Raw genomic sequence first — 13587 nt, 5'->3', positions numbered from 1 at the left:
TTATATTTTATAATGAAGCCTCAAAAGCTTCTATTTTATCTTTTTTACTTACTAAAAAATCAATATCATCATAGCCATTAATCATACATACTTTTTTATATGGATTAATTTCAAAACTACGCGTACCAACAGCTGTTTTAATCTCTTGATTTTCTAAGTCAATAATAACACTTGTCGTTGGATTTTCAGTGATTTTTTTCAATAATTTTTTTAAATACTCTTCGGATACCTGCACAGGTAAAATTCCGTTATTCAAAGCGTTCCCTTTAAATATATCGGCAAAAAAGCTACTAACCACTACTTTAAAACCGTAGCCAAACAACGCCCAAGCCGCGTGTTCTCTACTCGAACCACAGCCAAAATTATCACCAGCAATTAAAATACTTCCTTTATAATTTTTATTATTTAAGATAAATTCTTCGTTTACGCTTCCATCTTTATGAAAACGCCAATCTCTAAAAACATTATCGCCAAAACCTTTTTTATCAGTCGCTTTTAAAAAACGAGCAGGAATAATTTGATCGGTATCTACATTTTCGGTTGTTAGTGGAACTGCGGTATCGGTTAATTTTATAAATTTTTCCATTTTACTTACCCTGTTAATTTAATAATTGAATGATTTTGTAATATCGATAATTTTCCCTGCTACGGCGGCGGCGGCGGCCATTAACGGACTTGCTAAAATGGTTCTTGAACCTTGTCCTTGTCTTCCTTCAAAATTTCTATTTGATGTTGAAACACAATATTCACCTTCGGGGATTTTATCATCATTCATTGCCAAACAAGCCGAGCATCCAGGCTGACGCATTTGAAAACCAGCGGTTTCAAAAATAGTTTTTAAGCCTTCAGATTCAATTTGTTTTGCCACTTTTTGCGACCCAGGAACTAACCAAGCATTTACATTTTGAGCCTTTTGCTTTCCTTTTACGTAATTTGCAACTTCTCTAAAATCTTCAATTCGAGAATTTGTACAACTTCCGATAAACACGTAATTTATTTTTTTATCAATTAAACTTTCGCCTTTTTGAAAGTTCATGTAAGATAATGATTTTTCAAAAGAAGCATCATTTTCCTGCGGAATATTTTCAGTTATTTTAATTCCCATTCCTGGGTTTGTTCCGAAGGTTAGCATCGGCTCAATATCTTCAGCGTTTAACGTATATTCCTTATCAAAAGTAGCATTTGTATCGGTTTTTAAGGTTTTCCAATAAGCTACTTTTGTATCAAAATCTTCGCCTTTTGGAGCAAATTCTTTTCCTTTTACGTAGTCAAAAGTAGTTTTATCAGGAGCAATCATTCCGCCTCTTGCACCCATTTCGATACTCATATTACAAACCGTCATTCTGCCTTCCATCGACATTTCTTCAAAGACATTTCCTGCGTATTCGCAAAAATACCCTGTCCCTGAATTGGTTCCTAATTGAGCGATAATATATAAAATAACATCTTTAGGTAAAACGCCTTTTTTCAATTTTCCGTTTACGGTAACTCGCAAACTTTTCGGTTTTTGAAGCAACAAACATTGACTTGCAAAAACTTGTGCTACTTGACTTGTTCCAATTCCGAAGGCAATGGTTCCAAAAGCTCCATGCGTAGAAGTATGAGAATCTCCACAAACCATGGTCATTCCAGGTTGTGTAATTCCTAATTCAGGTGCGATAACGTGAACAATTCCGTTATTTTCGTGTCCTAATTCGTATAAAGTAATATTATTTTCCTTACAATTTTTAGTTAATTCTGCTAATTGATTTCTCGATAAATCATCCTCAATAGGCAAATGCTGATTTACCGTTGGCGTATTATGGTCAGCGGTGGCAACAATTTTATCGGGTCTTGCAACTGGAATATTTCGTTCTTTCAACTCATTAAAAGCCTGAGGGCTGGTAACTTCGTGAATTAAATGCTTGTCTATATATAAAACCTGTGGACCGTTTTCAATGGTATCTACCACGTGAGCGTCCCAAACTTTATCAAATAATGTTTTTCCCATTATCATTTATGCTATTATTTATTTGTGCTAATTTATGCTACTATTATTTTTGATATTTTATTGACTTCCTTCATAATTTCATGAATATCATCATCAATTACTTCTTTTTGTTTATCAGCTAACTTTAAAAATATTTTATATGCCGAATCTAACTGTATTTTTGTCAATTCGTAGCCTATATTTTTAGAACGATATGCCAATGCCGCTCTTCCGCTTCGGGCAGTTAAAACGATGGCACTTTCTGTTACACCAACATCTAACGGATTCATAATTTCGTAGGTTTCACGGTTTTTAATAACGCCATCTTGATGAATCCCAGAACTATGTGCAAAGGCATTTGCTCCTACAATTGCCTTATTTGGTTGCACAGGCATTCCCATACTTTCACGCACCATTATACTCGTATCGTACAATAATTTGGTATTAATATCGGTTTGCAAATTCAAATACGGATGTTGTTTTAATACCATTACGACTTCTTCTAAAGCCGTATTTCCTGCACGTTCGCCAATTCCGTTGATGGTACATTCTATTTGTCTTGCTCCGTTAATAACTCCAGCAATTGAATTTGCGGTTGCCAAGCCTAAATCGTTATGACAATGACAAGATAAGATTACATTTTCAATTCCTTTTACATTCTCTCTTAAATACTTAATTTTCGCACCATATTCTTCTGGTAAACAATATCCTGTGGTATCAGGAATGTTTAAAACCGTTGCACCTGATTGTATCATTTCTTCGCAGACTTTGGCTAAAAAAGAATTTTCTGTTCTTCCTGCATCTTCGGCATAAAATTCTACATCATCTACAAAGTTTTTAGCATAAGAAACTGCTTCTTTTCCTCTTCGGATAACCTCACTTTGTGAAGAATTAAATTTATATTTTATATGAGAATCACTTGTTCCGATTCCTGTATGAATTCTTGGTTTCACCGCATTTTTTAACGCTGCGGCTGCCACTTCAATATCTTTTTTAACCGCACGTGTTAATCCACAAACAGTAGCATTTTTAACAATTTTTGAAATTTCTTGTACCGAAGCAAAATCTCCAGGGCTAGACACAGGAAAACCAGCTTCAATAACATCGACTCCTAAAAAATCAAGCCTTTCGGCGATAATTAATTTTTGGGTTGTGTCTAACTTACAACCAGGCACTTGCTCGCCATCACGAAGTGTTGTATCAAAAATTTGTACTTTATCGTTTTGCATCTATCTTAATTTATTTACCTTTAATTAATCAAATATAGCTGTTGATGTCTTTAATTTATTTTTTTTTAAGTATAACGTACGATATTTAACTTTTCAAAAAAAAACTTAAAACATTAAAAAACAAGAGTTTATGACAAATTATACTACACCATCCAATCAACAAAACGATACGTTATTTATACTAATAAAATCTTTATCAAAATCTGAAAAACGTCAGTTTAATCTTTACGTTGGTCGTTTAGAAGGAAATAATAATGCAAAATTTTTTACGCTTTTTAAATTTTTAGATAAACAAAAAAAATATGATGAAAAAATCATTATTAAAAATAATATTGTAAGCAAACAGCAACTTTCTAATTTAAAAGCACATTTATACAAACAAATTTTAATTAGTCTGCGGATGAATCCCGCACATAAAAATATCCGAATTCAAATACGAGAACTATTAGATTTCGCAACTATTTTATATCAAAAAGGATTGTACAAACAAAGTTTAAAATTACTCGATAAAGCCAAAAATATGGCAATTGATAGCGAAGAAAAAAACATTGCTTATGAAATTGTAGAATTTGAGAAAATAATTGAAAGCCAATACATTACACGAAGTATCAGTACTCGTTCTGATGAATTATCAATTCAAGCAAAAGAACTAAGTCAGCAAAATGTAATTGCTAGTAAATTATCTAATTTATCGCTACAATTATATGGAGCTCTATTAAAAAATGGCTATGTAAAAAACGATATAGAACTTCAAAAAGTAAACTCTTATTTTAATTCTAAATTACCTAATTATGATTATAATAATTTAGGTTTCAGAGAAAAATTATGGCTTTACAAAGCCAATTTATGGCGTAGTTTTTTAACGCAAGATTTTCTTCAAAGCTATAAATATGCACATAAGTGGGTTTATTTATTTAAAAACGATACTCGAAACATTGCTATTAATCCGGTTTTTTACCTAAAAGGAACCAATTACTTATTAGAAAGTTTATTTTTTATCAAACATTTTAAAAAATTTAAAGAAGAACTCGCTTGTTTTGAACAAGAAATTGAAACTAATTTAATTCCAATAAATAGCAATACCGAAATTTTAATTTTCCAATATTACTATGCAAATAAATTACATTTACATTTTTTAGAAGGAACTTTTGAACAAGGTGAATATTTGGTAGAAACTATCAATAAAAAGATTGAAATTTATAGAAATAAACTAGACAACCATCATATTGTTGTTTTATATTACAAAATAGCCAGTTTGTATTTTGGAATGGGAAAAAACAAAGAATGTATCTTTTATTTGAATAAAATTATTTCTTCTAAAAAAATTCATGTTGCCGAAGATTTACAATGTTTTGCCCGAATTTTAAGCTTAATAGCTCATTACGAATGCGGTTTAGACTATGATTTTGAACGACAATTTAAAGACACCTATCGCTTTTTATTAAAAATGGAAAATCTTCAAGAAGTTCAAAAAGAACTTATATCTTCAATAAAAGCGTTAGGTGATGTTTTTCCGCATGAAATAAAAAAAGAATTTAAAAAAATATATAATCGTTTAAAAGTATATGAAAATCATCCGTATGAAAAAAGAGCCTTCTTATATTTAGATATTCTTTCATGGCTGGCTTCTAAAATAGAAAATAAAACCGTTGCCGAAATCATCAAAAACAAATATCTTCAAAAATCATAAAAAATTAAAATAATGCCTTGGCAATAGCTTTAATATTATCACTTTTTCCCATAGAATAATAATGTAAAACAGGCACACCCGCTTTTAATAATTCTTGCGATTGTGCAATTGCCCATGCAATTCCAAGCTCTCGAATCTGCTGATTATTTTTACACAATTCTATTTCGGTGATTAAATTTTGTGGCAAATCAATTTTAAAAACCTGTGGCAATAATTGCAAATGACGTTTTATAGCAATAGGTTTTATTCCAGGAATAATCGGTACGGTAATGCCCATTTTTCTTGCCTGTTTTACAAACTCAAAATACTTTTGATTGTCGAAAAACATTTGCGTAACCACATAATCTGCTCCTGCCTCGACTTTTTCTTTTAGCCGTTTTAAATCGGTTTGTAACGATGGAGCTTCTAAATGTTTTTCAGGATACCCCGCAACGCCAATACAAAAATCAGCCTTATGATTTGCTTCAATTACATCGTGTAAATATTTTCCATTATTTAAATTTTGAATTTGCCCCACTAATTCCGTTGCATATTGATGCCCATCTTTATTAGCTTCAAAATACCGCTGATGACTCATGGCATCGCCCCGCAATGCCATTACATTTTCGATACCTAAATAATGGCAATCGACCAATAAATATTCGGTTTCTTCTTTACTAAAACCGCCACAAAGCACGTGTGGCACGGTATCTACATCGTATTTATGTTTTATCGCCGCACAAATCCCAACCGTTCCAGGTCGCATTCTAGTAATTTTTCTATCTAATAAACCGTTGCCTTTATCGATATATAAATGTTCTTCTCTCGAAGTTGTAACATCTATAAAAGGTGGATTAAATTCCATTAACGGCTCAATATTATTATATAAATCTTGGATATTATTTCCTTTTTTCGGCGGAATAATTTCAAACGAAAACAATGTTTTTCCCTTTGATTTTTTTATGTGTTCTGTTACTTTCATAAAATTTATTTTTAATTATTTAAAGCCTGTTTAAATTTTATTTAAACAGGTTTTATAGCTGAAAAATCGAATCCGTCAAACTGAATTTATTTCAGTTTCGCATCCTGATTTACCGTAGTTCTTTACTTTTTTTGATGATTCTTGTCAATTCGAGTGATTTTAATGACTAAAAGGAATTAAAATAGTATCGAGAATTTGAATTATTTCATGTTGATTAACTTTAATATTAAAAAAGTTCTCGATACAATTTTTTGAAGAAAAAAAATCACTCGAACTGACAGTTTATTATTTAATTTTTAAACAGGCTCTTATACATCGGCAATCGCAGGATGTAACCATTTTCTAGCTTTTTCTAGCGTGATATTTTTTCTATCTGCAAAATCACGCACTTGGTCATCGGTAATTTTTCCTAATCCGAAGTATTTTGCTTCTTTATTTGCAAAATAATATCCTGAAACTGCGGCGGCTGGCAACATCGCTAAACTTTCGGTAAGGGTTACGCCTATTTTTTCTTCGACATTTAAAAGTGCCCAAATTGTTTCTTTTTCTAAATGGTCAGGACAAGCAGGATACCCCGGTGCAGGACGGATTCCTTTATAAGTTTCCTTTATTAATTCTTCATTTGATAAATTTTCATCAACCGCATATCCCCAATGTTTTGTTCGTATTCTGTGATGTAAATATTCGGCAAAAGCTTCTGCAAAACGGTCGGCAATTGCCTGTACCATAATTGCATTATAATCATCTTCTTTATCTTTATATTTTTTTGCTAATTCATCTGCACCAAAAATTGCTGTACAAAAAGCGCCCATATAATCTTGTTTCTCTGATGTTTTTGGCGCGATAAAATCGGCTAAAGCAATACTTGGTTTTCCATCTCGTTTTTTTAATTGCTGACGCAGGGTTCTAAAAACAGCAATTTCTTTTGAATTTTTCTGAATAGAAATATCATCATCATTTATTGAATTTGCTTCAAATAAGCCAAAAATTCCTTTTGGTTTTAATAATTGCTTAGTAATGATTTCATTTAAAATATTTTTTGAATCCTTGAATAATTGTGTTGCTTGTTCACCGACAATTTCATCTGTTAAAATATCTGGATATTTTCCGTGTAAATCCCAACTTCTAAAAAACGGACTCCAATCAATAAATGGCAATAATTCTTTTAAACTGATTTGTTCTAAAGTTTGAATTCCTAATTCTTTTGGTTTTACAATTGATGACGTTTCCCAATCAATTTTAAATTTACGTTTTCTCGCTTCTTCAATAGAAATATATGCCTTTGCTTTTCCTCGTTTTAAAAATTTTTCACGAAATTCATCGTAATCTTGTTTTAACTTAGCAACATAGGCATTACTTGTTTCTTTATTTAATAAATCACTGACAACCGTTACCGCTCTTGAGGCATCATTTACATGGACAACTGCATTTTTATATTGTGTATCTATTTTTACTGCCGTATGTGCTTTTGAAGTTGTTGCACCGCCAATTAGCAACGGAACTGTAAAATTTTGACGTTCCATTTCCTTTGCCAAATACACCATTTCATCTAAAGAAGGCGTTATTAACCCTGATAAACCAATAATATCAACCTGTTCTTTTTTGGCGGTTTCGATAATTTTTTCAGGCGCTACCATTACGCCTAAATCGACAATTTCATAATTATTACAGCCCAAAACAACGCTTACAATATTTTTACCAATATCATGAACATCGCCTTTTACAGTTGCCATTAAAACTTTTCCTAAAGCTTGTTGTTTTTCGCCTTTTTCGGCTTCAATAAAGGGGTTTAAATATGCCACCGCTTTTTTCATCACCCGAGCCGATTTTACTACTTGAGGCAGAAACATTTTTCCTGCTCCAAATAAATCGCCAACCACGTTCATTCCAATCATTAAATTTCCTTCAATAACTTGAATTGGTTTTGCTGATTCTTTCCTTGCTAATTCTACATCTTCTAAAATAAATTCATCAATTCCCTTTACTAATGAATGCGTGATTCGGTCTTGCAATGGCAAACTTCGCCACGCTAATATTTTTGTTTCATCTTGTTTTTTAACGCCTTTTACAGTTTCTGCAAAATCTAATAAACGTTCTGTTGCGTCTTCTCTTTTATCTAAAATTACATCTTCAATATGTGCTAATAAATCCTTTGGAATATCATCATAAACTTCCAACATCGCAGGATTTACAATTCCGATATTCATTCCAGCTTGAATCGCATAATACAGAAAAACCGAGTGCATTGCTTCTCTGACAGTATTATTTCCTCGGAAAGAAAATGACACATTACTAACGCCACCACTTACGCTTACGTTGGGCAAATTTTGACGCACCCAACGAGTTGCTTCAATAAAATCGATAGCATTTTTTCGGTGTTCTTCCATTCCTGTGGCGACAGGGAAAATATTCAAATCGAAAATAATATCTTCGGATGCAAAACCTACTTTATCGACCAAAACACGATACGAACGTTCAGCAATTTCAATTCTTCTTTGATAAGTATCAGCTTGCCCAACCTCATCAAAAGCCATTACGATTACCGCCGCTCCGTATCTTTTAATTTGCGTTGCTTCCCAAATAAATTTTTCTTCGCCTTCTTTTAACGAAATAGAATTTACCACACTTTTTCCTTGCACAACTTGTAAACCTGCTTCAATAATTTCCCATTTCGAGCTATCAATCATCAGTGGAACTCTACAAATATCAGGCTCAGAAGCAATCAAGTTTAAAAACCGAACCATGGCTTGTTTTCCATCAATCAAACCATCATCCATATTAATATCTATAATTTGTGCTCCTCCTTCTACTTGATGTCTTGCAATGGCTAAAGCTTCTTCAAATTTTTCTTCTTTTATCAATCGTAAAAACTTACGAGAACCAGCTACATTGGTACGTTCTCCAACATTTATAAAGTTGCTGTTTTCATTTAAAATCAATGGTTCTAAACCTGATAATTTTAAATATTTTTCTTGTTTTATTTGCATTTTCTTGGAGGATATTTAATTGCTAATTCCGAAATTGTTGCAATATGTTCTGGCGTTGTACCACAGCATCCACCGATAATATTTATCAAATTTTTCTTAAAATATTCTTCAATTTGATTTCCCATTTCTTGGGCAGTTTCGTCGTATTCGCCAAAAGCATTTGGAAGTCCAGCATTTGGATGAGCCGAAATTGCAAAGTTGGTTTTCGAAGCGATTGCCTCTAAATGAGGTTGTAATAAATTAGCTCCTAAAGCACAATTGAACCCTACGGATAATAGCGGAATATGGGAAATAGAAATTAAAAAAGCTTCGGCAGTTTGCCCCGACAACGTTCGACCGCTGGCATCAGTAATTGTCCCGCTTAACATTACAGGAATTTCAATTTTACGTTCATCTTTTACTTCTTCAATAGCAAATAATGCTGCTTTTGCGTTTAGGGTATCAAAAACAGTTTCTACTAATAACATATCGCAACCGCCGTCTAAAAGTGCTTCCACTTGTTGCCTGTAAGCGATGCGTAATTCATTAAAAGTAACGGCTCTATAACCTGGATCGTTTACGTCTGGCGACATACTTGCAGTACGATTTGTAGGACCTATCGAACCTGCAACAAATCGTGGTTTATGCGGTTCTTTTTGGGTAAATTCATCGGCAACTTCTTTCGCTATTTTTGCTGATTGATAATTTAATTCATAGACTAAATTTTCCATTTGATAATCAGCCATGGCAATTGTTGTGCCTGAAAAAGTGTTGGTTTCTATAATATCAGCTCCAGCTTCAAAATATTTTGCATGAATTTCTTTTATAGCTTGGGGTTGTGTAATAGAAAGTAAATCGTTGTTTCCTTGTAGCGATGTTGGGTAATTTTTAAAGCGTTTTCCTCGGAAATCTTCTTCGGTAAATTTATATGCCTGAAGCATGGTTCCCATTGCTCCATCGAGCAGCAGAATACGTTTTTGTATTTCTTGATAAATGTTTGACATTCCTGATTTTATAGTAGAAGCTATCAGGAAAAGAGGAAAAAAAGTTCTTTGCCGTTATCTCTCTTAAAAAGCTGTATTTTTTAATGAAACAGTTTTTAAGTAGAATTTAGCACCTTCTTTATTTGGAAATTTAAAAAGTTTTAAAATTTCCAAATAAAGGGTTGCTAAGGTTTCTTAGGGTCTAATCCCTCCACCTTTCTTGATAACATTCTTATTAAATTAATGAACTAATAAAGTGCAAATTAACGAACTTTTTTTTTGTTTTAATAATTTTGAAGCTATAATTATTAAAATTTAATAATTATATAAGTTTGATGATAAATATCTATCGCCAATATCACAGATAATTGCCACAATAATTCCTTGGTCAATTTCCTCGGCAACTTGTAAAGCGGCATGCACTGCTCCACCACTACTCATACCTCCAAAAACACCTTCTTGACTGGCTAATTTTCGGGTCATATTACGGGCTTGATTTTCACTAATTTCGATTACTTGGTCAACTTTAGAGCGGTCAAATATTTTTGGTAAATATTCTTTTGACCATTTCCTAATACCCGGAATACTAGTATCATCAGTTGGTTGTACACCAACAATTTGAATGTTTGAATTTTGCTCTTTTAAATAGGTAGAAACTCCCATAATAGTTCCTGTAGTTCCCATTGCCGATACAAAATGAGTTACCTCACCTTCGGTATCTTTCCAGATTTCAGGACCTGTGGTTTTGTAATGAGCCTTCCAATTATCGTTATTTTCAAATTGATTTAGCATAAAATAGCCTTTTTTATAGCGTAATTTTTGAGCTAAATCTCTCGAACCTTCTATCCCTTCTTCTTTTGGCGTTAATAAGACTTCTGCTCCGTAAGCTTTCATAGTTTTCACACGTTCTACCGTTGAATTTTCAGGCATTACAAGAGTCATTTTTAAGCCCAATACATTTGCGATAAAAGCCAATGCAATTCCTGTATTTCCGCTGGTTGCTTCGACTAAATGGTCTCCTTTTTTAATGTTTCTTCGGTTTAAAGCCTCTAAAATCATATTGTAAGCAGCCCTATCTTTTACGCTTCCACCAGGGTTATTTCCTTCTAATTTTAAAAAAAGACGCACGCCTTTTTTATCAAGAATATTGCTAACTTCTACTAGCGGGGTATTTCCAACAAAGTCTGTTATTTTTTTTGCTTTCATAATTTTAAACTTTATTTAATGAAATAATTTTATTTTCTGATTGATATATCACTAACGATTTTGGCGGTACAGATGCTGTAACGCACACATTTGCACCAATTACGCTATTTTCACCTATAATAACATCGCCTCCTAAAATAGTGGCATTAGCATACACAGTTACATTATTTTCAATAGTTGGATGTCTTTTTGTTTCGGCTAAACTTTTTTTAACTTGAATTCCACCGAGTGTAACACCTTGATAAATTTTCACATTATTTTGAATAATTGTTGTTTCACCAATTACAATTCCTGTTGCATGGTCAATAAAAAACGAATCGCCAATCGTTGCTCCTGGATGAATATCGGTACCTGTTAATCCGTGTGCATATTCGCTCATCATTCTAGGAATTGTAGGTACTTTTAAATCATTTAGTTCGTGGCTTAAACGATATATTGCAATAGCATGAAACCCTGGATACGCCAAATAAATTTCCTCTAAACTTTTCGCTGCTGGGTCTGTTTTTTCAAAAGCGATGGCATCTAAATCTAGTTTTCGTCTTATTTTTGGTAATTTATCTTGAAATGACACCCAAATTTTATCCGCATTTTGTATTTTTAAACGTCTTGTTATTTCAAAGAAATTTTCAGTAATACTTTCTTTATTCTTTGCTTTAAATTCTTGGTCAAACAAGGCATAAAATATTTTTTTGGTAAAAATCTCAACAGTATCTTTTAAACAGATATTATAATTTTTCAGTGGTTTTTCTATTGTATTCATTAAATCTCAATTACGAATATAAAATTCTATATAAACTCGTAAAACTATGCTTTTATTTTGAGATTTAATCAAATCGATGAAATTAATTTATGGCTTTTACCACTGCTTTTGGGGCTTCTTTTCGAGTGCCATCGAAACCATCAATACCGCCTACTGTGGTGTATTTCATTACGTATTTTTTATCAGGATAAATAATTTTAAAAGCACTTTGACACATTAAAGTTGCTTCGTGAAAACCGCATAAAATCAATTTTAATTTCCCAGGATAGGTATTTACATCGCCAATGGCATAAATTCCTGGAATATTTGTTTGATAATCTAAGGCATTATTTACTTTGATGGCATTTTTTTCAATTTCTAAGCCCCAATTTCCGATAGGTCCTAATTTAGGTGACAAGCCAAAAAGAGGAATAAAATGGTCGCATTTTAGCGTATATTCTTCTTCGTTTTTCTCTTGATTTTTTTGAGAAACTACCACGCCTTCTACATGATTTTGCCCAACAATTCCTTTAATTTCTGCAGGTGTTATTAGGTTGATTTTTCCTGCATTTTTCAATTCTTGTACTTTTTCTACGGAATCTAAAGCGCCACGAAATTCATTTCTTCGGTGTACTAAGGTTACTGATTTTGCAATATCGGTTAAAAAAATTGACCAATCTAAAGCGGAGTCTCCACCACCAGCAATTACCACGTTTTTATTGCGATATACTTCTGGTTCTTTAATCATGTATTCCACGCCTTTATCTTCAAAATCGGCGATGTTTGGAATGGGTGGTTTTCGTGGTTCAAAACTTCCTAAACCTCCAGCAATTGCGACTACGGGTGCTTGGTGTTTTGTGCCTTTATTGGTGGTTACAATAAAACTTCCGTCTTCTTGTTTTTCGATAGTTTCAGCACGTTCTCCTAAGGTAAATCCTGGTTCAAATTGCTTGATTTGTTCCATTAATTTATGAGTTAAATCGCCCGCTAAAATCTCTGGATATGCAGGAATATCATAAATCGGTTTCTTTGGATAAATCTCTGAACACTGCCCGCCTTGTTGTGGCAATGCGTCAATTAAATGACAGCGTAATTTTAACAATCCTGCTTCAAAAACAGTAAATAGTCCTGTTGGACCTGCTCCTATTATTAAGATATCTGTTGTAATCATTTTTTAAGTTTTTTACCACTTTAAAACACGATGTATTCAAACAAATACACGGGTTTAAAAATTGGAGGTTTTTTAATAATTTTTTCTGATATTTACTCTACTAAACTTCTTGTAAACAAATTTAGTGTTCTTACTTTGTGTTCAAAATCGCCTTTCAGCGTTTTTCTATATTTGTTTAAATTTTGTACCAAATCGTCAATATTATCAGGAATTACTTCTTCAAAAAACTGACGTAATCTTTTAGCAGTTGTCGGTGATTTTCCGTTGGTCGAAATTGCAATTTTCACGTTTCCTTTGGTTACGATTCCACCCATATAAAAATCACAATACGGCGGATTATCAGCCACATTTACCAATATATTTTTAGCTTTACAATCTTTATATACTTGAATATTTACAGCAACTTTATCGGTCGTTGCGATGACCATATTTTTATCTACCAAGTAATTTTTATGATACACAGCTGTTATCATTTTAACCGAAAACTTATTTGCTAAAGCCATCGTTTCTTCTCTAAAAAATGGTGCGAGTAGTACCACTTTTGAATTTGGGCTTGATTTTAACAAAAAGGATAATTTTTCAAGTGCTACAAATCCACCACCAACAATTAGGGTTTCTAGTTGATTTGTTTTTAAAAATATTGGATATAAATTATTTCGTTGTTCCGCCATTG

General features: G+C 32.6%; 11 protein-coding genes and 1 riboswitch. Of the genes, 1 reads left to right on the top strand and 10 read right to left on the bottom strand.

From position 1 onward, the window contains the following. Positions 1-7: 7 nt before the first annotated feature. Genes leuD through ABNT14_RS05065 form a run of 3 tightly spaced genes read right to left on the bottom strand, consistent with a single transcriptional unit; the run spans position 8 to position 3198 of the window. A complete protein-coding gene (gene leuD / locus ABNT14_RS05075) occupies positions 8-586 on the bottom strand; it encodes a 3-isopropylmalate dehydratase small subunit (RefSeq protein ID WP_101902019.1) in 579 nt (192 codons plus the stop codon). 18 nt (positions 587-604) lie between these two features. Beyond that, entirely contained in the window at positions 605-1990 is a 1386-nt protein-coding gene (leuC, locus tag ABNT14_RS05070) for a 3-isopropylmalate dehydratase large subunit (protein WP_101902018.1), read from the bottom strand. Between the two features lie 32 nt (positions 1991-2022). Continuing rightward, the gene (locus ABNT14_RS05065; RefSeq protein ID WP_101902017.1) at positions 2023-3198 is read right to left on the bottom strand and encodes a 2-isopropylmalate synthase; all 1176 of its coding nucleotides are present in this window, start codon (positions 3196-3198) and stop codon (positions 2023-2025) included. Between the two features lie 130 nt (positions 3199-3328). Between ABNT14_RS05065 and ABNT14_RS05060 the strand changes: the two genes are divergently transcribed. Next, positions 3329-4888 carry a hypothetical protein gene (locus ABNT14_RS05060; RefSeq protein ID WP_101902016.1) on the top strand — a complete coding sequence of 520 codons (1560 nt, stop codon included), beginning with the start codon at positions 3329-3331 and terminating at the stop codon, positions 4886-4888. Between the two features lie 4 nt (positions 4889-4892). Here ABNT14_RS05060 and metF read toward each other — a convergent pair whose 3' ends face one another. From metF to ABNT14_RS05025, 7 genes are all read right to left on the bottom strand, one after another. Beyond that, positions 4893-5849, bottom strand: a complete 957-nt coding sequence (metF, locus tag ABNT14_RS05055) for a methylenetetrahydrofolate reductase [NAD(P)H] (protein WP_214983874.1) — start codon at positions 5847-5849, stop codon at positions 4893-4895. A 308-nt stretch (positions 5850-6157) separates the two neighbouring features. Then, complete coding sequence (gene metH / locus ABNT14_RS05050; protein WP_101902015.1) at positions 6158-8836, bottom strand: methionine synthase; 2679 nt, start codon at positions 8834-8836, stop codon at positions 6158-6160. After that, entirely contained in the window at positions 8827-9819 is a 993-nt protein-coding gene (locus ABNT14_RS05045) for a homocysteine S-methyltransferase family protein (RefSeq protein ID WP_101902014.1), read from the bottom strand. Before ABNT14_RS05045 ends, metH begins: the two co-directional genes overlap by 10 nt. Positions 9820-9870: 51 nt before the next feature. Then, positions 9871-10028, bottom strand: a riboswitch (SAM riboswitch). An 85-nt stretch (positions 10029-10113) separates the two neighbouring features. Continuing rightward, positions 10114-11004: a cysteine synthase CysM gene (gene cysM, locus ABNT14_RS05040; protein WP_101902013.1), complete on the bottom strand. Its 891-nt coding sequence runs from the start codon at positions 11002-11004 to the stop codon at positions 10114-10116. A gap of 4 nt (positions 11005-11008) precedes the next feature. Next, entirely contained in the window at positions 11009-11764 is a 756-nt protein-coding gene (epsC, locus tag ABNT14_RS05035) for a serine O-acetyltransferase EpsC (protein WP_101902012.1), read from the bottom strand. A gap of 82 nt (positions 11765-11846) precedes the next feature. Continuing rightward, complete coding sequence (locus ABNT14_RS05030; RefSeq protein ID WP_101908239.1) at positions 11847-12914, bottom strand: NAD(P)/FAD-dependent oxidoreductase; 1068 nt, start codon at positions 12912-12914, stop codon at positions 11847-11849. A gap of 92 nt (positions 12915-13006) precedes the next feature. Next, entirely contained in the window at positions 13007-13585 is a 579-nt protein-coding gene (locus ABNT14_RS05025; RefSeq protein WP_101902011.1) for a precorrin-2 dehydrogenase/sirohydrochlorin ferrochelatase family protein, read from the bottom strand. Positions 13586-13587: the final 2 nt, after the last annotated feature.

Source organism: Tenacibaculum dicentrarchi (genome assembly GCF_964036635.1).
GTDB lineage: Bacteria > Bacteroidota > Bacteroidia > Flavobacteriales > Flavobacteriaceae > Polaribacter > Polaribacter dicentrarchi.
Note: the sequence above shows the minus strand (reverse complement) of the source record. Positions and strands in the feature narration are given on the sequence as shown.